Origin of the sequence: Hamadaea sp. NPDC050747, from assembly GCF_040654195.1 — a bacterium.
GTDB lineage: Bacteria > Actinomycetota > Actinomycetes > Mycobacteriales > Micromonosporaceae > Hamadaea.
Genome location: NZ_JBFAHM010000016.1, coordinates 56,909 through 75,664, shown reverse-complemented (window position 1 = coordinate 75,664; position 18,756 = coordinate 56,909). Strand labels below are relative to the sequence as shown.

The 18,756-nt window shown below is 71.1% G+C and carries 24 protein-coding genes; 14 read left to right on the top strand and 10 right to left on the bottom strand.

All coding sequences use genetic code 11. The annotated features are described in order from the left end of the window. Positions 1 to 346 precede the first annotated feature (346 nt). The 3 genes from AB0H43_RS32920 to AB0H43_RS32910 are packed head-to-tail and all read left to right on the top strand — an operon-like array spanning position 347 to position 2,708. Positions 347 to 1,405, top strand: a complete 1,059-nt coding sequence (locus tag AB0H43_RS32920) for a sensor histidine kinase (protein WP_360005841.1) — start codon at positions 347 to 349, stop codon at positions 1,403 to 1,405. Next, positions 1,402 to 2,034 carry a response regulator transcription factor gene (locus tag AB0H43_RS32915; protein ID WP_360005839.1) on the top strand — a complete coding sequence of 211 codons (633 nt, stop codon included), beginning with the start codon at positions 1,402 to 1,404 and terminating at the stop codon, positions 2,032 to 2,034. The genes AB0H43_RS32920 and AB0H43_RS32915 overlap by 4 nt, the downstream gene beginning before the upstream one ends. Beyond that, a complete protein-coding gene (locus tag AB0H43_RS32910; protein ID WP_360005837.1) occupies positions 2,031 to 2,708 on the top strand; it encodes an ankyrin repeat domain-containing protein in 678 nt (225 codons plus the stop codon). Before AB0H43_RS32915 ends, AB0H43_RS32910 begins: the two co-directional genes overlap by 4 nt. A 17-nt stretch (positions 2,709 to 2,725) precedes the next feature. Here AB0H43_RS32910 and AB0H43_RS32905 read toward each other — a convergent pair whose 3' ends face one another. Together AB0H43_RS32905 and AB0H43_RS32900 are read right to left on the bottom strand one after the other, a co-directional pair. Further along, positions 2,726 to 3,307, bottom strand: a complete 582-nt coding sequence (locus tag AB0H43_RS32905) for a hypothetical protein (protein ID WP_360005835.1) — start codon at positions 3,305 to 3,307, stop codon at positions 2,726 to 2,728. Between the two features lie 81 nt (positions 3,308 to 3,388). Next, positions 3,389 to 3,808, bottom strand: coding sequence for a MarR family transcriptional regulator (locus AB0H43_RS32900; RefSeq protein WP_360005833.1), 420 nt, complete (start codon positions 3,806 to 3,808; stop codon positions 3,389 to 3,391). A gap of 95 nt (positions 3,809 to 3,903) precedes the next feature. On the opposite strand from AB0H43_RS32900, the gene AB0H43_RS32895 reads away from it, so the two are divergent. The 3 genes from AB0H43_RS32895 to AB0H43_RS32885 all read left to right on the top strand — a co-directional run bounded on the left by AB0H43_RS32895 (position 3,904) and on the right by AB0H43_RS32885 (position 5,279). Next, on the top strand, positions 3,904 to 4,263 hold the full coding sequence (locus tag AB0H43_RS32895; protein WP_360005831.1) for a multidrug efflux SMR transporter: 360 nt from the start codon (positions 3,904 to 3,906) through the stop codon (positions 4,261 to 4,263). A gap of 71 nt (positions 4,264 to 4,334) precedes the next feature. Beyond that, positions 4,335 to 4,655 (top strand): multidrug efflux SMR transporter, encoded by a 321-nt coding sequence (locus AB0H43_RS32890; protein ID WP_360005829.1) that lies wholly within the window; start codon positions 4,335 to 4,337, stop codon positions 4,653 to 4,655. A gap of 66 nt (positions 4,656 to 4,721) precedes the next feature. Further along, positions 4,722 to 5,279 (top strand): hypothetical protein, encoded by a 558-nt coding sequence (locus tag AB0H43_RS32885; protein WP_360005827.1) that lies wholly within the window; start codon positions 4,722 to 4,724, stop codon positions 5,277 to 5,279. Here the strand turns inward: AB0H43_RS32885 and AB0H43_RS32880 are convergent. Next, positions 5,276 to 5,773, bottom strand: coding sequence for a MarR family transcriptional regulator (locus AB0H43_RS32880; protein ID WP_360005825.1), 498 nt, complete (start codon positions 5,771 to 5,773; stop codon positions 5,276 to 5,278). The genes AB0H43_RS32885 and AB0H43_RS32880 overlap by 4 nt on opposite strands. An 80-nt stretch (positions 5,774 to 5,853) precedes the next feature. Between AB0H43_RS32880 and AB0H43_RS32875 the strand changes: the two genes are divergently transcribed. Both AB0H43_RS32875 and AB0H43_RS32870 read left to right on the top strand, forming a co-directional pair. Continuing rightward, positions 5,854 to 7,050 carry an amidohydrolase family protein gene (locus AB0H43_RS32875; RefSeq protein WP_360005823.1) on the top strand — a complete coding sequence of 399 codons (1,197 nt, stop codon included), beginning with the start codon at positions 5,854 to 5,856 and terminating at the stop codon, positions 7,048 to 7,050. 46 nt (positions 7,051 to 7,096) lie between these two features. Then, positions 7,097 to 8,722 (top strand): DUF222 domain-containing protein, encoded by a 1,626-nt coding sequence (locus tag AB0H43_RS32870; protein ID WP_360005821.1) that lies wholly within the window; start codon positions 7,097 to 7,099, stop codon positions 8,720 to 8,722. A gap of 172 nt (positions 8,723 to 8,894) precedes the next feature. Here AB0H43_RS32870 and AB0H43_RS32865 read toward each other — a convergent pair whose 3' ends face one another. Continuing rightward, positions 8,895 to 9,353 (bottom strand): TIGR03618 family F420-dependent PPOX class oxidoreductase, encoded by a 459-nt coding sequence (locus AB0H43_RS32865; protein ID WP_360005819.1) that lies wholly within the window; start codon positions 9,351 to 9,353, stop codon positions 8,895 to 8,897. Continuing rightward, positions 9,350 to 9,850, bottom strand: coding sequence for a cupin domain-containing protein (locus AB0H43_RS32860; RefSeq protein ID WP_360005817.1), 501 nt, complete (start codon positions 9,848 to 9,850; stop codon positions 9,350 to 9,352). Before AB0H43_RS32860 ends, AB0H43_RS32865 begins: the two co-directional genes overlap by 4 nt. A 119-nt stretch (positions 9,851 to 9,969) precedes the next feature. Here AB0H43_RS32860 and AB0H43_RS32855 point away from each other — a divergent pair, with 119 nt between their 5' ends. The 3 genes from AB0H43_RS32855 to AB0H43_RS32845 all read left to right on the top strand — a co-directional run bounded on the left by AB0H43_RS32855 (position 9,970) and on the right by AB0H43_RS32845 (position 12,041). Then, on the top strand, positions 9,970 to 10,560 hold the full coding sequence (locus tag AB0H43_RS32855) for a TetR/AcrR family transcriptional regulator (RefSeq protein ID WP_360005815.1): 591 nt from the start codon (positions 9,970 to 9,972) through the stop codon (positions 10,558 to 10,560). 9 nt (positions 10,561 to 10,569) lie between these two features. Next, positions 10,570 to 11,382: an oxygenase MpaB family protein gene (locus AB0H43_RS32850; protein WP_360005813.1), complete on the top strand. Its 813-nt coding sequence runs from the start codon at positions 10,570 to 10,572 to the stop codon at positions 11,380 to 11,382. 92 nt (positions 11,383 to 11,474) lie between these two features. After that, the gene (locus tag AB0H43_RS32845) at positions 11,475 to 12,041 is read left to right on the top strand and encodes a class I SAM-dependent methyltransferase (protein WP_360005811.1); all 567 of its coding nucleotides are present in this window, start codon (positions 11,475 to 11,477) and stop codon (positions 12,039 to 12,041) included. Here AB0H43_RS32845 and AB0H43_RS32840 read toward each other — a convergent pair. From AB0H43_RS32840 to AB0H43_RS32830, 3 genes are read right to left on the bottom strand one after another with little or no spacing between them, the layout of a single operon-like run. Further along, entirely contained in the window at positions 12,020 to 12,586 is a 567-nt protein-coding gene (locus AB0H43_RS32840) for a GerMN domain-containing protein (protein ID WP_360005810.1), read from the bottom strand. The genes AB0H43_RS32845 and AB0H43_RS32840 overlap by 22 nt on opposite strands. Further along, entirely contained in the window at positions 12,583 to 13,989 is a 1,407-nt protein-coding gene (locus AB0H43_RS32835; protein WP_360005808.1) for a HAMP domain-containing sensor histidine kinase, read from the bottom strand. Before AB0H43_RS32835 ends, AB0H43_RS32840 begins: the two co-directional genes overlap by 4 nt. Further along, the gene (locus tag AB0H43_RS32830; protein WP_360005806.1) at positions 13,986 to 14,660 is read right to left on the bottom strand and encodes a response regulator transcription factor; all 675 of its coding nucleotides are present in this window, start codon (positions 14,658 to 14,660) and stop codon (positions 13,986 to 13,988) included. The genes AB0H43_RS32835 and AB0H43_RS32830 overlap by 4 nt, the downstream gene beginning before the upstream one ends. A 173-nt stretch (positions 14,661 to 14,833) precedes the next feature. Between AB0H43_RS32830 and AB0H43_RS32825 the strand changes: the two genes are divergently transcribed. Genes AB0H43_RS32825 through AB0H43_RS32815 form a run of 3 tightly spaced genes read left to right on the top strand, consistent with a single transcriptional unit; the run spans position 14,834 to position 16,916 of the window. Next, positions 14,834 to 15,214 carry an STAS domain-containing protein gene (locus tag AB0H43_RS32825; RefSeq protein ID WP_360005805.1) on the top strand — a complete coding sequence of 127 codons (381 nt, stop codon included), beginning with the start codon at positions 14,834 to 14,836 and terminating at the stop codon, positions 15,212 to 15,214. Next, positions 15,214 to 16,626, top strand: coding sequence for a trehalose-6-phosphate synthase (locus AB0H43_RS32820; RefSeq protein WP_360005803.1), 1,413 nt, complete (start codon positions 15,214 to 15,216; stop codon positions 16,624 to 16,626). Before AB0H43_RS32825 ends, AB0H43_RS32820 begins: the two co-directional genes overlap by 1 nt. Next, positions 16,614 to 16,916, top strand: a complete 303-nt coding sequence (locus tag AB0H43_RS32815) for a hypothetical protein (protein ID WP_360005801.1) — start codon at positions 16,614 to 16,616, stop codon at positions 16,914 to 16,916. Before AB0H43_RS32820 ends, AB0H43_RS32815 begins: the two co-directional genes overlap by 13 nt. Here AB0H43_RS32815 and AB0H43_RS32810 read toward each other — a convergent pair. Both AB0H43_RS32810 and AB0H43_RS32805 read right to left on the bottom strand, forming a co-directional pair. Then, complete coding sequence (locus AB0H43_RS32810) at positions 16,913 to 17,545, bottom strand: response regulator transcription factor (RefSeq protein WP_360005799.1); 633 nt, start codon at positions 17,543 to 17,545, stop codon at positions 16,913 to 16,915. The two genes, AB0H43_RS32815 and AB0H43_RS32810, sit on opposite strands and share 4 nt — an antisense overlap. Beyond that, positions 17,533 to 18,747, bottom strand: a complete 1,215-nt coding sequence (locus AB0H43_RS32805; protein ID WP_360005797.1) for a sensor domain-containing protein — start codon at positions 18,745 to 18,747, stop codon at positions 17,533 to 17,535. Before AB0H43_RS32805 ends, AB0H43_RS32810 begins: the two co-directional genes overlap by 13 nt. Positions 18,748 to 18,756: the final 9 nt, after the last annotated feature.

The window sequence follows — 18,756 nt, the reverse complement described above, 5'->3', positions numbered from 1 at the left end:
GACAGGCGGGCTCCTGCTTGCGGGCTACCCGCCTCGCAAGATCCCGGGATAACGTGGCTATTCGTCTCCGGATAACCGCGTTATCCCGGGATTCCGCGAGTGGATTGCGCGGATGGATTCCGTGAGTGGATTCCGTGAGTGGATTCCGTGAGTGGATTCCGTGAGTGGATTCCGTGAGTGGATTCCGTGAGTGGATCCCGCGAGTGGATTCCGCGAGAAGCGACCCAAGCGGGCCAACGAGATCGAGTCTTGCCGGGGAAACATGCCCTCACTTGGTGCGGGAGATCGACGGCGGCATCCATCGAATGGTTGATGGCGGCGTTCCCGGCGACCGTAGGGTTGGATCATGCGCGTTTGGATGCATGCCGGCTTCTACCTGCTGCTCGCCTCGTCGGCGGCCAGGTATGTGGCCCGGCACGGCTGGAGCGCGCCGGTGCTCGGGCTCGCGGCCCTGCTGGCGGTCGCGTACGCGCTCACGATGGTGTGGAAGCCGCGCCGGGTGGGGCTGCTCCTCGTGGCCGTCATCTGGCTGGCGATCGTCCTGCTCGCGCCCTCTTTCGCGCTGTGTGCCGTGCCACTCGTCTTCGTCGCGCTGGACGACTACTCGCCCCGGACCGCGGTCACGATCATCGCCGTGCTCACCGCCGTGGTGGTGCTCTCGTTCGTCCGGCTGAACGGCTGGCATCCCGATGTCGGGCTCATCGCCGGCCCGGCCGGGGTGGCGATCATCACCACGGCCGCGTACCTGCAGCTCGCCCGGACGAGCCAGGCGCTGGCCGAGAGCCGCCGCCGCGCGGGTGCGCTGGAGGAGCGGGCGCGGCTGGCGCGCGACTTGCACGACACCATCGCGCAGGGCATGTCGAGCGTGAATCTGCTGCTCCAGGCGGCCGACCGGGCCTGGCCCGCGGCCGCCGCCCAGGCGAATCTGCGGCAGGCCATGACGGTCAACCGGGACACGCTCGGCGACATCCGGACGGTCGTGATGGACCTCAATTCGTTGCGGGGGCGCAGCCTCGAGCAGGCGATCGCCGACGTCTGCGCCGGCATTCGCGGCCCCGCGGTCCGGTTCGCCGTCGACGGCGACCGCTACGCGTTGCCGGAGTCCACCGCGATGACGCTGTTGCGGATCGTCCAGGGCGCGCTGGCGAACGTCGCCGAGCACGCCCAAGCGCAGACAGCCGCGGTCACCCTGAGTTACCTCCCCGACGAGGTACGGCTCGACGTCGTGGACGACGGGGCGGGGTTCGATCCGACCCGGCCATCGGCTGGTCCGGGCCGGGGGTTCGGCCTGGAGGCGATCGGGCGGCGCGCCGAGTTGGCCGGTGGCCGGGTCACCGTCGAATCCGAGCCCGGCCGGGGCACGGCGATCGCGGTGGCGATCCCGACGGAGGGAGCCTCCTCATGAGATTGTTGCTGGTCGACGACCACGTGGTCGTCCGGGCGGGTCTGCGCGCGCTGCTGGAGTCGCAGCCGGGCGTCGAAGTCGTCGCGGAGACGGGCACCGGCGAGCAGGCGGTGTCGCTGGCGGCCGCGCTGCATCCGGAGGTCGTCCTCATGGATCTTCAGCTCGGCCAGGGCATCGACGGGGTCGAGGCGACCCGGCGACTGCTCGCGCTCGACCCGGCTCCCCGGGTGCTCGTGCTGACCACCTACGACAGTGACGCCGACGTGGTGCGGGCGATGGCCGCCGGTGCGGTCGGCTACATCCTCAAGGACATCGCGCCGGACGACCTGTTCCGTGCGATCGACGACGCGGCGGCGGGGCGTACCGCGCTGTCGGCGGCGGTGGCCGGTCGGCTCGCCCGTCAGGTGCACCAGCCGGGCGTGGCGCTGTCCGCCCGGGAGACCGAGATCGTCACCCTGCTCGCCGAGGGCCTGACCAACCAGCAGATCGCCCGCCGCCTGCTCATCAGCGAGGCCACCGTGAAGACCCACCTGGTCCACATCTTCGGCAAGCTCGGCGTCGACTCGCGTACCGCGGCGGTCACGGAAGCGGTCAACCGCCGCCTGATCACCTTGCGAGGCCGTCCATGAAGCGCCGTCTCGTCATCCTCTTCGCGGTCCTCGCGGCCGCGCTGTCCATCACCGTCGTCACCCTGCAGAAAGTGAAGACCACCATGCCCTCCGCCGAAACCCTCCTGTCCGCGTCCGCTTCCGGTGACACCGCGACGGTACGCCGAGAGCTGGCGGCCGGCGTGCCGGTCGACGTACGCGACGACCATCGGCGTACGCCGTTGCTGCTGGCGGCGCTGAACGATCACGTCGACACCGCGAAGGCGCTGCTGGACGCGGGCGCCGACGTGGACGCGCAGGACGACCGGAACGACAGCCCGTGGCTGGTCACCGGCGTCACCGGCAGCGTGGCGATGCTGGAGGCACTGCTTCCGGCCGAGCCTGACATGAATCTGCGCAACCGGTTCGGCGGCATCTCGGTGATCCCGGCCAGCGAGCGCGGCCACGTCGACTACGTACGCCGAGTCGTGCAGACCGGCATCAACGTGAACCACGTCAACGATCTCGGCTGGACGGCGATGCTCGAGGCCGTGATCCTCGGCGACGGCTCAAGGCCGTACGTGGAGATCGTGGGCATCCTGCTGGATGCCGGAGCCGACCCGGCGATCGCCGACAAGGACGGCGTGACGCCGTTGCAGCACGCCAAGCAGCGCGGCTACGCCGAAATCGCCGAGCTGCTGGACTCCCGGGCCTGACCGCGGCGACCGACGGCTCAGGTGCGGGGGAGCGCCTTCGCGATCTCGGTCAGCGCAGCGGCGAGCGCCTGGTACTCGCGATCACCGACCTGGTCCTCCTCGTGGAGATTCCGCAGGTGGCGGCCCGCGTCCGTCAGGTCGCTCCAGGCCCGCCGCGTGCGGCCGCTCGCCACGTCGCGGGCGAGGTCACGCAGGTCGCCGCCGAGGATGTCGGCGGCCTCCTCGTCGACGCGGCCGGCCCGCGCGTAGGAGTCGAGTAGGGCGCGGGTCGACGCGATCAGCTGCGCGGCCGTCTTCTTGGCCGGTGCCGGCGAGGGCTTTCGAGTCGGCGACGGCGACACCGTCGTGACCTCGGGCGACGGCTCCAGGGTCTCCTCTTCAGTGGGTTCGGCGGCGGCCGTCGGTCCGGCGGCCGTGTGCTTCGGCTCCGGGGTGCCGCCCGTCAGCAGCAGCCCGGTGAGGATGCCGAGGAGGATCGCCAGCACGGCGGCTCCGCCGATCACGCCGAAGAGCCACCGGTTCGGCGAGCCGGGTGCGGCGTGCCGCCCCTGCTGGTGAGTGGGCAGCAGCTGCGTCGGCGGATCCGGGTCGTACGCCATGCCGCAGATCATAGGTCGCGGCGGCGGCCGGGTCGTGGACGGGCAGGAACGCTGAGCCGATCTTGGCCACGCTCGGGGAGCCTACTTGGCCTGCCCGTACGCGCGCAGGGCGCGGATGAGCGGTTCGGTCTCGGCGGCGGCGTCGAGCGCGTCGGTGAGCGTCGCCGCGTAGTCCGGGCGAGCCTTGGTCTGCCGCGTCCGCCCGGCCGCCGTGATCACCGCGTACGCCCCACGCTTGTCCTCCGGGCACGTGTCACGGGCGGCGTAGCCGGCGGCGATCAGCCGGCCGAGCAGCCGGGTCAGCGTGCTCTGGGTGAGGCCGAGCCGGTCGGCCAGCTCGGTCATCCGCAGTTCGCCGCCATCAGACGCGGCGAGGTGACTGAGTGCCCGGTATTCGGAGAGCCCCAATCCGTGCCGCCGTTGGAGCATCGTCCCCAACCGGCCCTCGACCTGCGAATACGCCCCCAGTACGCCGGCCCACAGCCGTTCATCGTGATCCACGCCGCCGTCCTTTCGTCTTGACAACAGCTTACTTGTACATACAAGCTTTGTCTCGGCTAGTACTTGTACATACAAGCAATTGGAAGGCGCTCGTCATGGCCTGGATCTACCTGCTCATCGCCTCGGTCTTCGAGGTCGTCTTCGCCCTGGCGACCAACGCGACCGAGGGCTTCACCCGACTCGGGCCGTCACTGCTCACCATCGTCGCCGCGGCCGCGGGGATCTTCTTCCTCAGCCTGGCCCTGCGGACCCTCGACGTCAGCGTCGGCTACACCGTGTGGACGGGGATCGGCTCGGTCGGCACCGTCGTGCTGGGCACGCTGATCTTCGACGAGTCGCTCAACGCCGGGAAGATCATCGCCTTCTTCCTCATCATCGGCGGCGTCCTGGGCCTCAAGCTGGCCGACCGGCCCGCGCGTCCGTCGACCGAGCCCGAACTGACTGCGCCGAACTGACTGCGCCGAACTGACCACGCCGAACTGACCACGCCGAACTGACCACGCCGAACTGATCGCGGAGGAACGTCATGTCCTGGATCTATCTCGCCGTCGCGATCGTCTTCGAGATCGCCTTCGCCCTCGGGACCAATGCCACCAAGGGTTTCACCCGGCTGTGGCCGTCGGTGTTCACCCTCCTCGCCGCGGCCGGCGGCGTCTTCACGCTCAGCCTCGCCCTGCGGACCATCGAGGTCGGGGTCGGCTACACGATCTGGACCGGGATGGGGTCGATCGGCACGGTCGTGTTCGCGGCCCTGGTCTACCGCGAGAAGCTCACCCTGCCCAAACTGCTGAGCTTTCTCGCGATCATCGCCGGGGCGATCACGCTTCGGCTGTCCTCCGGGCTATGAGCCGACCGTCGCCTTGTCGGGTTAGTCCCGTTGTGTACGCAGGTCCCGCCGCCCTACCGTTCATTCATGGAGAAAACGCCGCTATCCCCCAAATTGGATGCCGCTTTCGACCAGATCGACACCGCCCGGCGGGGCCTGATCGACCGCACCGCGCTCCTGCATCAGGCCGGCCGGGTCCTCAGCGCTTTCGGGCAGGAGACCTCCACCGCCCGGGGCCGCGAGACGATCAGCCTCTACGGCTGGTACTGGGACTGTCTCTCGGCGCACGCGGGCATACCGAGTGACGGGCGCATGACCCGCGAGGAGTTCGGCGCGGCCTTCCAGGCCGCCTTCATCGACGGCGAGAAGTTCGCCGCCGTCTACACGCCGATGGCGCTCGCCACCATCCGGCTTGCCGACAGCGACAACGACGGCTACCTCGCTCCCGGCGAACTGGCCCGGTTGTGGCAGGCCATCGGCTCTTCCGTCGACGACATCACCGGCGCTTTCACCGCGGTCGACGCCGACGGCGACGGGCGGCTGTCCGTCCTCGAAGTGCTCGACGCGATCCGTGACTACTACACCAGCGAGGACCCCGCGTCCCCCGGCAACCTGCTGTACCGGCAGGCGGCGCCGACGGCCTAAGGCCGGTCGCCGAGCGCCAGCAGCACCTGCCGAAGCGCGGCGATTGCCGCCTTCCGATCGGGCTCCGGCACGGCCACCAGTGCCGCGGCCTGGGCGGCGGTCGCCGCGCGGACGGCCTCCTCGGACAGGCGCACGCCCTGTTTCGTCAGGCGTACCCAGGAACTGCGGGCGTCGGCCGGATCGGCCTCGCGGTCGAGCAGCTTCGCCTCGGTCAGGCGGCGTACCAGGTTGCTGGTGCCGCCGGAGGACAGCATGAGCCGAGTGGCCAGATCGGACGGTCGCAGGCGGTAAGGCGAGCCGGACGCGCGCAGCACCGCCAGAATCTCGTACTCCGCCTTGGTCAGCCCGAGCCGGGCCAATTCGGCGTTGACCTTGTCGCCGAGGATCGCCGCGAGCCGCGCGGCCCGCTTGGCCAGCTCCAGCTCCTCGCCGACGACCCCGGGCAGCTCCAGCGCCCAGGCCGCCGCGATCTCGTCGGTGGAGTCCCTGCTCACGCCCTCGATGGTAGAGGAGGGTTGCGGGCGCGCTCGATCGTGAGATACCTTTTAAAAAAGCTTTCTCGAAAGGTATCTCTATGCTGCTTCTCCAGAACGCCCATGTGGTGCCGGGCGACGGCCACCCCGAACTGCCGGCCACCGACGTCCTGGTCCGCGACGGCGAGATCGCCGCCATCGGCCGGGGCCTGGACGCGCCGGGCGCGGAGGTCGTCGACGCCACCGGCCGCGTGCTCATCCCCGGCCTCGTCGACACTCACCGCCACGTCTGGCAGGCCCCGCTGCGCGGCATCGGCCCCGACATGACGCTGCCCGATTACTTCGCGGCCGTCCTCGGCCGCGCGCTGGTCGCGTACCGGCCGGAGGACACAAACCTCGCCGTCCGGCTCGGTGCGGCGGAAGCGCTCGACGCGGGGGTCACGACCGTCCTCGACTGGAACAACACCCCGCATGTGGACGCGGCGGCCGAGGCCTATCAAACCCTGGGGATGCGCGCGGTCATCGCGAACGACCAGCTCCGCACAGATCTCAGGGGTACGCTCAGCGCAGCGCTCGCCATCCTCGGCCCGGAATACGGCCCCGCCGACGAGGCCGAGGCACACCTGCGCCGGGCGCGGGATCTGGGCATCCTGGTGACGATGCACCTCGGCGGCGGGCGTACGCCGTCAGCAGTGTCGCGAATGGACGAAGTGGGACTGCTCGGTCCCGGCGTACACCTGGTGCACCTGAACTCCGTGACCCCCGACGAGGCCAAACTCCTCGCCGACACGGGTGCCGGAGTCACCGTGACCCCGCTCGTCGAGGAACTCATGGGCCACGGATCTTCGGCTTACGGGCGGCTCGCCGACGCGGGCTGCCGGCCCGCGCTGGGCGTCGACGTGGTGGTCAACTCGGTGCCCGACCTCTTCGAGGTCATGCGGGCGACCCTGCGAGCCGAGCGTACGCGCACCGCCCCGCTGCTGCCCGCGGCACGCATGCTCGACGCGGCCACCATCGACGGCGCCCGTGCCATCGGCCTGGCCGACCGGATCGGCACCATCACCGTCGGCAAACGCGCCGACCTCGTCCTCCTCGACGGCCTGGCACACCTCGCCGGGAACGGCGACTGCGCAGGCGCGGTGGTCACGTCCCTGCGGCCGTCCGATGTAGACACTGTGATCGTCGACGGCCGCATCGTGAAACGCGCCGGTCGCCTGATCGGCGTCGACCTCGCGGAGCTACGCGCCTCAGCAACCGAGATCGCGCATCGCGCCCGGGATCGTGGCACTTTCTTGTGACCTTGACCCTCTGGAAGGTGTCGTACCTTCGTTCTAATGTTGGTCTGTGGACGGGGTGTTGGCGCAGGTGGAGGCGGATGTCGCCGAGCTGCTTGCCGGTCCCCTGTGGACGCTTTCGGACGCCGAGGTCACCGACGAAGTCCGGCGTACGTTCGCGTTGATTCAACGTCTGTCGGGTCGGTTGGCGGCGTTGATCGCCACCGCCGACGGGCGTGAGGTTCCGCATAACGCGGGTGCGACCGGGACGGTGAACTGGCTGACGTTTCTGCTGGCGATGCGGGATAAGGACGCCCGCGCGTGGACCTCGTTGGCGTCGATGCTGCCCGCTGTTCCCGTGGTGGAGTCCGCGCTGTCTTCCGGGCAGGTCAACGTGGAGCAGGCGCGGGTGATCGCCAAGACCGTCCACGACCTGCCCTCCGCTGTGGGTGAGGTCGGCAAGGCGAAGGCCGCCGACGCGCTGACAAGGTTGGCTGTCGACGACCACCTTCGCCCGGAGGTGTTGGAGAAGCACCGGTCGCAGATCCTGGAGATGGTCGCACCCGAGATCGCCGAGGAACGCCTGCGCCGGGAGGTGGAACGCGCCGAACGGTCCGCCCACGATCGGCGCGACTTCACCCTCGTCCCCTACGGCGACGGCGAATACCGCGTACGCGGTGTCCTCGACGCGGAGATGGCCGCGATCGTCCGGACCGCCCTCGACCCGCTGTCCGCGCCCCGCAAACCCGCCCCGACCGCCGCAGCCACATCCGCATCCGCGTCCGGCGCGTTCGCCGGTGCCGGTCCCGGTCGCGCGTGCGCCGGTGCTGGCGCGCCAAGCGGGAACTGCGGCGCGCACCGGAACCTCGGCGCGAACGGGAACCGCGGGGCGGGGTGTGGAGGCGACGCGAGCGGCGATGGCCACGCAGGCTGGGAAGGTAGCGCGAGCGGCAACGGCAACGCGAGCGGAGGTGGCGGCGCAGGCTGGGAAGGTAGCGCCGGGTGTGAAGGCGGCGCGAGCGGGAACGGCAACGCGAGCGGAGGTGGCGGCGCAGGCTCGGAAGGCGGCGCGGGCCAAAGCGGTGCTGTGGGCTCAGCTGGCCGGACGCTGCCCGGCGAGGCGGATTTGCGTTCGGCCGGTGCCCGGCGGGCTGATGCGTTGATCGAACTGTGCCAGCGGATCCTCAACGCCGGCGAGCTACCCGACAACGGTGGCGAGAAGCCGCACCTGACCGTCACCCTGCCCTGGGACGCCCTGCAAGCCAAAGTCGGCGCCGGCCTGCTCGACACCGGTGACCTGCTCACCCCCGAAACGGTGCGACGCCTCGCCTGCGACGCCATGATCATCCCCGCCGTATTAGGCGGCGACGGCCAAGTCCTCGACGTCGGCCGCGCCCGACGATTGATCGACGGACCCCTGCGGCGGGCGCTTGTCTTGCGGGACAGGGGATGCGCCTTCCCGGGATGCGATCGCCCACCCCAGTGGTGCCACGGCCACCACCTCAAAGCCTGGGCAGACGGCGGAGACACCTGCCTGGCCAACTCCGTCCTGCTGTGCGGATTCCACCATCGCGAAATCCACCGCGGACACTGGGATGTACGCATCCGACCCGACGGCTTCCCCGAATTCCTCCCACCCACCTTCATCGACCCGCAACGAAAGCCCGTCCGCAACACCCTCCACCGAAGATGCTGAGCACGCATGGCACGCGGGATCGCGGCGACATTCGCCCTGCGTATGCGCGAAACGGCCGCTGAACGCACACCGAGGGCGAATGATCACCGGAAACGGGCAGAGATCGCACACCACGGGCACACGTGCGGGATCACGGGAGCTGGGCGGCCCCGACGTCAGGGTGTGGCGGTGCTCAGGATGTGGCGATGGTCAGGGCCGCGCCGTAGAGGCGGGCGACCCGGATGCGGATGACCACTCGGCGATCGGCCACGAGCTGATCGAGGAACTCCTGTTCGGCGGCGTGGTCGGTGAAGCCGGGCGTCATCGCGAGCAGCTCTCGGCCGACCGCGTCGCCGGGTTCGGCTGACGGCTCGGAGACTTCCGCTTCTCCTTCGGCGACGGCGTATGACCAGATGGTGGGGCCGCTGACATGCAGGGCGGTGCGGGGGTCGCGCCGGAGCTGGCGGACTTTGAGGCGGTCGGCGGTGGAGGAGACGCGGATCGTGCGGTCGGCCTCACTCCACCGATAGAGCACTGTGGACAGATGGGGATGACCGTCTCGTTTGACGCTGGCGAGGATGCCGAACCGCTGTCCGCCGAGGAGCCGGGCGGCTTCCTCCTCGGTCAGCGGGGTCGGTGGTGCGCCGCTCATGGCCAGAGTTCCGAGGGCACGTAGTGCGTGTCGTACAGCTCCTGCGTCTGCAGCAGGTCGTCCCAGGTTGCCTCACCGGCGTGGACCCGGTCGAGGAGCCGGAAGTAGTCGGCGCGGGGCGTACCAGGGGTGAAGACGCACAGGAAGTCGGCGTCGTGGCCGGGCGCCGGGGCGTACGCGTGGGGCATGTAGGGCGGCACGAGCAGGAAGTCGCCCTCGTCCAGGGTCAGGATCTCCTGGCCGAGCAGGACGCGCAGCCGGCCGTCGAGGACGAAGAACAGCTCGTCGCAGTTGGCGTGGAAGTGCGGCGGGGCGCCCGGTGTGCCGTCTCGGAGGGTCGTGCGCTGGCTGGTGAGGACGCCGCCGGTCGCCTCGGCGTCGGCGAGCAGCGTGATCACGCTGGACGGGTCGCTGCGGAGGATCTCGGCGTCGGCGTCGCGGACGAGCACGCCGCCGCGGAGCAAAGCGAAGCCGCTGAGCTGGGTGGAATCGGACACGAAGGCCTCCGGGACGAAAGAAGAAGACGAGACGTCCTGTCTCGCGTTGAACTGTGCCCTGAGAGATCGCGATTGTCAAGACGAGACGTTTCGCCTCGCGAGCGGTAGAGTGATGGTCCGTGAGCCGTCAACCCGATCCCAACCGGCGCAACGAGCAGTCGCGGCAGGCGATCCTGACCGCCGCCGCCGACTTGTGCGCCGAGGTCGGCTACGCCGCCGTCACCGTCGAGGCGATCGCCTCCCGGGCGGGCGTCGGCAAGCAGACCATCTATCGCTGGTGGCCGTCGAAGGCGGCGGTGCTGCTGGAATACATGCACCGCGTACGCGAGGAGCGGGCCGGCTTCCCCGACACCGGCGACCTGTACGCCGACCTGCTCACGCAGACGACCGCACTGCAAAGACTCTTCGGTTCCGACGCCGGTGCGGTGTGGCGTGGTCTGCTGATCGCCGCGCAGTCCGACGACGTCGCCGCCGACGGCGTACGCGAACTGCTGGAGCAGGCCGTCGTGGAGGCGAAGGACCGCCTGGCGAAGGCGCAGGGCACCGAGGAACTGAGGGTCGACGCCGACCTCGACATGGCCGTCGAGCTCATCTTCGGCCCGTTGTACCACGCCTGGCTGCTCCGGGCTCGGCCACTGCCGGAGGCGTACATGTCGGATGTGCTGAAGCTGGCGTTCGACGGCCTGAAGCCGGCCCACGTGGCTCGATAGAGTTCGCGGATGGACGACGCCCACCGGATCTACCGGGAGTTGGTGTTGCGTGAGTTCTGGCCGGAGATCCGTGTGGGTCTCAACCTGGCGTTCTATCGGACGTATTGCGTGCCGCGCATCGCGCGGCTGCTGCTCGGCACCGGGGAGCTGACGGGGCGGCCGCTCAAGCGGGCGTATGACACCGGTGTGATCATGTACGAGCTGATCGCGCACGGCGTCGACCATCCGCGCGGACGCCAGGTGCTGTCGGCGCTGAACCGGATGCATCGCGCGCACGACATCAGCGACGAGGACTACCGGTACGTGCTGGGCACGCTGGTGTTCATTCCGACGCGGTGGGTGGACCGGTACGGGCCGCGTCCGCTGACCACCGTGCAACGGGCGGCGACGCTCGGCTTCTATCGGCAGGTCGGCGCGGCGATGGGCATCCCCGCGATCCCGGCGACGTGGGAGGAGTTCGAGGCGGAGTTCGAGGCTTACGAGCGCGCCGCTTTCGCCTTCGACCCGGCGGCGGCCACACTCTTGGCGTCGACGAAGGACCTGATGGTGCAACGACTGCCGAAGGCGGTGCGCCGGTTCGGATTCGTCCGCTCCATGACGGCGGCGTCGCTGGACGTGCTGCTCGACAAGCCGGCGCGACGAGCGTTGGGGCGGCCGGAGCCCAGCCGGATCCTGGGCCTCACCGTCCATGTCGGACTGAGGCTGCGGGCGTGGATCCGGCGGTGGCGACCGGTGCCGGTGGCCGACCAGTGGGAGCCGGGGCGGGCCAACGTGGCGTATCCGGCCGGATACACGCTGGACCAGATCGGGCCGCACACCTGATCTACCGGGCGATGTGGCGGTCCCGACCAGATCCCATGACGGATCGATGACAGGTGGCCGGAGTGGCCGGTCGCGCGGTTAGCGTGCTCCGCGTGTGGCAGCATTCCCGGCTCAACGCGCCCCCGGCCAGTGGGTTGCCGGATCGGCCGCCCTTCGAGGTCCTGACGGCCACGGTACTCCTCGATCGGCTCGTCCGCGCCCGGCCCCAACCGTCGAGCCTGCTCGACGTGGGGTGCGGTGGGGGACGGCTGTTGCGGTTCGCGTTGCGTTTCTTTCCGGGTACGCCGATGACGGGGGTCGACGCCGATCCGCAGGCGCTGCCGGTGGCGGCGGCCAACGCGCGGCACGCTCGCTTCGTCCGGGGTACGCCCAACGCGCTGCCGATGCCGGCGGCGAGCGTGGACATGGTGACGACCCGGCAGCTCGCACCGTTCGCGCCCTGGCCGGTCGAGCTGGCCGAACTCCGGCGGGTGCTGGTGCCGGGCGGCGTCCTGGGACTGGCCGGCATCGCCACTCCGTCGCCGGGTCACCTGGTGGCGTACGGGTTCGCGATCGTCGACACCCAGTTCGTGCCCGCCACCCCGGCCGAGCCCGGGTTCAGCGTGCTGATCGCCCGCGCCGTCGGCTCACTGCCCGGTTATCCCAACAGCTCGCTGTAGTCGGTGGCGGTCAACGGCCCCTCCGACAGCGATCCGTCCCCTCGCGGCACGCCCACCGGCAGCCCGTTCCGGGTGAACACGACGCCGTGGATGTCGCCCCGGGCGGTCAGCGTGCAGACGAGCTGCGCGTACCCGAGAGCCTCGTCGGCGCGGCCGCTGCCCTCGACCGGGACGGCCAGGGCGATCTCGGCCCGGTCGCCCACGACCGAGACGGCCGCCACGACGTCGGTGCCGCCGAGCGCGGTGGCCAGGCCGGTGTCGCGCTCGGTCTGCGTCGGGCCGGCCTGCAGGGCGCTGATCAGTTCGTCGACGGTCGGCCAGGCGTCCACCCGGCGGTTGATCCGGACCAGCTTCCCGTCGAGGACGAAGTACAGCACCTCGGTGAGGCGCCCGGTCGGCGTCGTCGCCGGCGCGGACGGCACGGGCGAGCTGAGCCCGGCGAACGGGCCGGGCGGCGGCGACACGCTGCGGGGATCGGACTCGGCGGGGACTCCGCAGCCGGCGGCCAGCAGAACGGTGAGGAGGACGGCGACTCGGCGTCTCACCCGAGCCTCCCGTCGGCGGGACCGGAGCCGCTCGGCTGCTCCTGGGTGAGGTCGAGGTCGACGCGGAAGCGGGCGCCGCCGCCGGGCCGGTCGACGACGGTCGCGTCGCCGCCATGGGCCAGGGCGTGCTGCCGGACCAGTGCCAACCCCAGGCCGGTGCCGTCGGAGTCGGCCCGGGCGTTCGCGGCACGCCCCCGGACGAAACGGTCGAAGATGGACACACGATCGGTGGGCGGCACACCCGGACCCTCGTCGTCGACCTCCAGCCGACCCGACGCCGGGGTGCCGCCGAGGCGTACGGCGACCGGGCCGCCGCCGTGGCGTACGGCGTTGTCGAGGAGGTTGGCGATGATCTGCTCGAACCGGCGCCGATCGACCGGCCAGACGAGGTCGGCGCCCGGCTCGGTGACGACGGTCGCCGGATCGAAGCCCTTGCGGGCGACCACCTGCCGGGCCAGCTCGCCCACGTCGGTGGGACGGCGATCGACGGCTTGATCGGCGCGGGCGAGCTCGAGGAGATCGGTGACGAGCGTCTGGAAGCGTTCCACCTCGTCGGCGACCAGCGAGGCGGCCTGGGCCGTCCGGGGATCGAGCTGCTCGCGGCGGCGGGCCAACACACTCGCGGCGGCGGCCAGCGTCTGCAGCGGCGAGCGCAGCTCATGGCTCACGTCGGCGGCGAACCGGCGGTCGCGTTCCAGCCGTGCGGCGAGCTGGTCGACCATGCGATTGAACGAGGTGGTCAGCCGCTCGAGATCGGGTTCGGTCGCCGGATCCAGCCGGGCCGTCAGGTCGCCACCGGCGATGTCCCGGGCGGCGTCGGCCACCACGTGCATCGGCCGCAGCACACGGCGGCTCGCGTACGCGCCGAGGGCCGCACCGGCCGCCGTGGTCGCCGCCGCCACCAACGCGAGCACCAGCGACATGACGCGCAGCGTCCGGTCCAGCTCGTTCATCGAGTCGATCATGTAGAAGCGGCTGCCGTCGGGCAGCGGGATGCCGATCGCCAACGCCGGCCCGCTGTCGGTGCGTACGCGTTGCACGGCGGTCTGCCCGGAGCCGACCAGGGACTGCAGGTCGGCGGGCAGCGCCTTGGTGTACCCGGTGTCGGCGGTACGCGAGTAGAACCGCCCGTTCCGGTAGACGATCGCGTGCCGGCTGCTGCCGGTGTCGAGCGTACGCAGCACCTCATGGACGTCGGGGTCGTAGTCGGCGGCCAGCCCGGCGTTGGTGACGTTCGCGTCGAAGTACGCCGCCCGCAACGCCGACCGCTCCCGCCCGCTGAGCAGTGTCTGCTGGGTGATCTGGAACGACGCGATCGCGATCGTCGCCGAGATGACCAGCGCGCCCAGGGCGAACGCCGCCGTCACGCGTACCCGGAGTCCGGGGTGCCGGAGTCGCCTCATCGCTGCAGCTTGTAGCCCAGGCCGCGGACGGTGACGAGGTGCTTCGGGGCCGACGGCTCGACCTCGATCTTCTGGCGCAGCCGCCCGACGTGGACGTCCACGAGGCGCTCGTCGCCGAAGTCGTACTCCCAGACGCGTTCGAGCAGCTGCTGCCGGGACAGCACCATGCCGGGGTGTTCGGCCAGCTCACACAGCAGCCGGAATTCCGTACGCGTCAGCGCGACCGGTTCGCCGTTCAGGGTGACCTCGCCGGCCAGCGGCAGGATGGTCAGCTCGCCGAAGGTCAGCGTCGGCATCGCCGTCGCGGCGGCCCGCGCCCGGCGACGCAGGGCTCGCAGCCGGGCGGTCAGCTCCTTGACGGCGACCGGTTTGACCAGATAGTCGTCCGCGCCCGCCTCCAGCGCGGCGACGATGTCGTGGGTGTCGCTGCGCGCGGACACGACGACGATCGGGACGTCGTCGGCGCGCCGAAGTTCCCGGATCGTGTCGAATCCGTCCAAGCCGGGCAGCATGAGGTCGACCAGGACGGTGTCGGCCGGATTCCGTCGTTGGCGGGCCAGTCCCTCCTCGGCGGTCGGGGCGCCCTCGGCCGCGTAGCCCTCGTCCTCGAGGGCCAGCACCAGCGACAGCCGGATCCGGTCGTCGTCTTCAATCACCAGCACCGAGGCCATGTCGGCCATCATGCCGACCCATCGCGCCGCTGACCAGCGACGAAGCGGGCGTATGAGACGTGATCGGCGGTTTGTCACGAGACTGTCATGCATTGGGGCCGCAGTCGCCACATCCGTTTCCCAAGGTCGGAGCGTCACCAGAAAGCAGTGGGCAGACAACCGGAGGTGGGACTGTGGGACGTACGTCGGTGAGCCGGATACCCGTCGTCGAACTGGTCATCACCGAGGAACTCGACCTCTGGGCGCTGTCGCGGCTGACGAGGCTGCTCGACGACGCCCTGGCCGTGTCGCCGGTCGAGATCGTGATCGACCTGGCGCAGTGCCCCTACCTGGACGCCGCCGCGATCGGGGTGCTGCTGGAGGCGCATCGGCGCGCCCGGCTCGACGGCGGGCTGCTGACCCTGCGGTCGCCGTCGGAGCGACTGCGGCGCAATCTGCGGCTGGCGCGCGCCGACCGGGTCCTGCACGTCATCCCACCGGAAGTCCCCGCCGAGCTGCCCGCCGACATGCCTGCCGAGCTGCCCGCCGGCATCCCCGCCGACCGGGAGGTCTGATGCGGCCCGAGACGTTCGAACTGGTCACGCTGGCCCACGCGCTGCCGGTCGAGGTGACCTCACCCGGCTGGCGGCTGCGCCGCCGGCCTGCCGATCCCACCGCTGGATTCGCGGAGGCGACGGGCGAGCGGGAGGGAGTCTGGCTGGCGCTCCACGACACGCTGCCCCGTGACGCCGAGGTGGCGGGCGCCTGGCTGTCCGGCCTGTTCGCGCCGCGCGCCGACATCGACGAGTACTACCTCGGGCAATGCCGGGAGACCCTGCTGCCGCTGATGCACGAGTGCGGTCCGCCGCCGCAGTTCCACCAGCCGTGGCAGGCGGCGTACCGGCGGGTCAACCATCGGTACGCCGTCGCGGCGGCCCGGCTCGCCGCGCCGGAGGCCACCGTGTGGGTGCACGACTACCACCTGCTGCTCGTGGCGGGCTACCTTCGCCGGGCTCGGCCGGATCTGCGGATCGGCGTACAGCTGCAGGTGCCGTTTCCGCCGGTGGAGCGATTCCTGCGGATGCCCATGCGGGACAAGGTGATGCGCGGGCTGCTGGGCGCGGATCTGCTCGGGCTGCCCGACGCGCGGTCGGCCGCCAATTTCCTGGACGCGGCCCACGAGTTGACCGGGCTGCGCCGGGGTGACCGCCTCCTGCTGGCCGACGGGCGGATGGTGGTGGCGACCGCCTTCCCGCCCTCGGTCGACGCCGACCGGTTCGCCGGGCACGCGGCCGACCCCGACGTCCGGGAACGTGCCCGCGAGTTGCGGGAGAGCCTCGGCGATCCGCGTACGGTGCTGCTGTCGGTCGGCGCGCTCGACGAGCACGAAGGCGTGGAACAACGGCTGGACGCGTACGCGCACCTCATCGCGGAGGGCCGCGTCGATCCGCTGTCGACGGTGCTCGTGCACGTGGCGGCGGCCGGTTCCGAGACCGCTCATCCGGCGGCCGTGCAGGAGCGGGTGGACCGCCAGGTGGCGCAGATCAACGGGATGTTCTCCCGGCTGGGTCATCCCGTCGTCCATTACGTCCGCCACGAGCTGGACCCGGCCGAGCTGACCTCGCTGTACCTGGCCGCCGACGTGCTGCTGGCCCTGCCGCTGCGGCAAGGGGCGACGCTCGCGGCCAAGGAGTACGCCGCCAGCCGCCTCGACGACACGGGCCGGATCGTGCTCTCGGAGTTCTCGGGGACGGCGGCCGAACTGCCGGAGGCGACCATCGTCAACCCCGAGGACCTGGCCGAGGTGAAGGACGCGATCTGCGCCGCGATCGACCTCCGGGGCAAGCCCGACGAGGCGATGGCGGCCATGCGTGGACGCGTACGCGGTCACGACGCGCCGAAGGCTACCCGAGCATTTTTAGCCACAGTGGACGCGGTGACCGCGTATCGCACGTCGGACAAGGCGAAGACGGCGTGCGCGCGGTGATGTGGCGGCTGCTCGCCGGGGTAGGGTCGGTGATGCTTCCGTACACACCGGACGATTCGCTCCCGAAGGAACTCGCGATCGCCCGGGCGATCGCCGCCGTTCCGCATCGGGGGGACGGCGTCCGCGAATGGACGTTCGCCGGTGCGACGCAGGCCCACGGCTGGTGGCTCGTCGTGCTGGAGGAGCCGCGCTCGGTCCACGTCGTGGAGGTGTGCGCCCGGACCGGTGACGTCCGGGTGATCACCTCCCGGGACGCGACCCCGCCGGCGGGCCGCCGCGGCCGGCTCTAGGCGTTCAAGTACGCCAGCACCGCCAGCACCCGCCGATGGGAGTCGTCCGAGGGCGGCAGGCCAAGCTTGGCGAAGATGTTGCCGATGTGCTTCTCGACGGAGACCGGGGCGAGCACGAGGGCGGCGCAGATCGCGGAGTTCGACATGCCCTGCGCCACGAGGTCGAGCACTTCACGTTCCCGGGGCGTGAGCGCGGTGACGCCCTGGTTCTGGGCGTTGCGGGCGAACAGCTGGCGCACCACTTCGGGGTCCATGGCGGTCCCGCCCGCTGCCACGCGTTCCACCGCGTCGAGGAAGTCGTCGAGCGCGGTCACCCGGTCCTTGAGCAGGTAACCCACCGCGCCTTTGCCGTCGGCGAGCAATTCGGCGGCGTACGTGCGCTCGACGTATTGGGACAGGATGAGGACAGGTGCCGGGCGAAGCTTCAGTGCCGCTCGGATGCCCTCGTCGCGGTAGGACGGCGGGAGCCGTACGTCCACGATGGACAGATCAGGCCGGTGCTCGGCGACCGCTTCGAGCAACGCGTCGGCGCTGTCGACGGCGGCCACCACCTCGTGGCCGGTGCCGGTCAGGATGCGGACCAGGCCGTCGCGGAGCAGCAGCAGGTCTTCGGCGATCACGATGCGCATGGGATCTCCGCTCTCAGGCGGGTCGGCCCGCCGGTGGGACTGGTGACGGTGAACGCGCCGTCGAGGGCCTCGATCCGGCGGCGCAGGCCGTCCAGCCCGGAGCCGCTCGGGTCGGCGCCGCCCGTGCCGTCGTCGGTGACCTGGACCAGGAGCCGGTCACGGACCGACATCGCGACCGAACAAGAGGTGGCCGCCGCGTGCTTGACCGCGTTCGCGAGGCCCTCCGCGACCACGAAGTACGCCGCCGACTCCACGGCGGGGGCGAGCCGCTCAGGCACCTCGATCGAGACGGCCACCGGGATGGGGCAGTCCCCGGCGAGCGCGCTCACCGCTGCGGCCAGCCCCCGGTCGGTGAGGATCGGCGGGTGGATGCCGCGGACGAGCCGCCGCAGCTCGGCCAGCGCCTCGTCGAGCTGACGGCGGGCGGTCGCCACGTCGTCGGCGAGGTCGGGGTGCCCTGGGCGGGCCCGGCGTTCGGCCAGCGCAAGCGTCATCCCGGCGGCGACTATGCGGGCCTGGGCGCCGTCGTGCAGGTCCCGCTCGATCCGGCGCAGCTCGGCCGCCTGGGCGTCGACCACCCGGGCGCGGGTGTCGGCCAACTCCTGGGCGCGCCGGACGAGCCGGCCGTGCTCACCCGGGGCGAGCAACGCGACCGCCACCCGGGCCTGCGCCGACGCCAGCTGCCGCACCAGCCACAAGACGATCGGGATTCCGGCGATGCCGACCGCCGAGATCAGGAGACGGCCGCTGTGCGTACCCATGGCTTGCTGGATCAGGGGATGCGCGCGGCGTTCGGGGACCGACCAGGCCCAGGCCGGGGCGACCACGGCCGCCGCCGTGACGACGGTCGGGACCACCGCGACGATGCCGAGCGTGAGGCCGAGCGGGAGCAGTAGTGCGAACCAGGCCATGTCGCGCCACGTCGCAGGCTGGGCCGCGAGCTGGCGGACCCGCGCTCGGCCGGTGGCGGTGGCCGGGAGGTACGGCGAGGCGATCGGCGTGCCGAGGACCCACGCGGCCCGGCGGCGTTCGAGACCGGCCAGGTGGCGGTCCGCCCAGGTGACGGCCAGAAAGACGGGCGCGCCGAGGGCGGTGACCGCGCCGACCGCCATCAGCAGCGTCGTGGCGAGCGTCCACAGGAACCCGGCCGGCCCGGCGACCAGGCTGGTCACCAGATAGGCGAGGGATCGGGCGGTACGCACCAGGCGGAG

Coding starts and splice junctions, on each gene's coding strand:
- AB0H43_RS32920 (WP_360005841.1), top strand. CDS start 347: ATGCGCGTTTGGATGCATGCCGGCTTCTACCTGCTGCTCGCCTCGTCG.
- AB0H43_RS32915 (WP_360005839.1), top strand. CDS start 1,402: ATGAGATTGTTGCTGGTCGACGACCACGTGGTCGTCCGGGCGGGTCTG.
- AB0H43_RS32910 (WP_360005837.1), top strand. CDS start 2,031: ATGAAGCGCCGTCTCGTCATCCTCTTCGCGGTCCTCGCGGCCGCGCTG.
- AB0H43_RS32905 (WP_360005835.1), bottom strand. CDS start 3,307: ATGGCGTACGACCCGGATCCGCCGACGCAGCTGCTGCCCACTCACCAG.
- AB0H43_RS32895 (WP_360005831.1), top strand. CDS start 3,904: ATGGCCTGGATCTACCTGCTCATCGCCTCGGTCTTCGAGGTCGTCTTC.
- AB0H43_RS32890 (WP_360005829.1), top strand. CDS start 4,335: ATGTCCTGGATCTATCTCGCCGTCGCGATCGTCTTCGAGATCGCCTTC.
- AB0H43_RS32885 (WP_360005827.1), top strand. CDS start 4,722: ATGGAGAAAACGCCGCTATCCCCCAAATTGGATGCCGCTTTCGACCAG.
- AB0H43_RS32875 (WP_360005823.1), top strand. CDS start 5,854: ATGCTGCTTCTCCAGAACGCCCATGTGGTGCCGGGCGACGGCCACCCC.
- AB0H43_RS32865 (WP_360005819.1), bottom strand. CDS start 9,353: ATGAGCGGCGCACCACCGACCCCGCTGACCGAGGAGGAAGCCGCCCGG.
- AB0H43_RS32850 (WP_360005813.1), top strand. CDS start 10,570: ATGGACGACGCCCACCGGATCTACCGGGAGTTGGTGTTGCGTGAGTTC.
- AB0H43_RS32835 (WP_360005808.1), bottom strand. CDS start 13,989: ATGAGGCGACTCCGGCACCCCGGACTCCGGGTACGCGTGACGGCGGCG.
- AB0H43_RS32830 (WP_360005806.1), bottom strand. CDS start 14,660: ATGGCCTCGGTGCTGGTGATTGAAGACGACGACCGGATCCGGCTGTCG.
- AB0H43_RS32820 (WP_360005803.1), top strand. CDS start 15,214: ATGCGGCCCGAGACGTTCGAACTGGTCACGCTGGCCCACGCGCTGCCG.
- AB0H43_RS32810 (WP_360005799.1), bottom strand. CDS start 17,545: ATGCGCATCGTGATCGCCGAAGACCTGCTGCTGCTCCGCGACGGCCTG.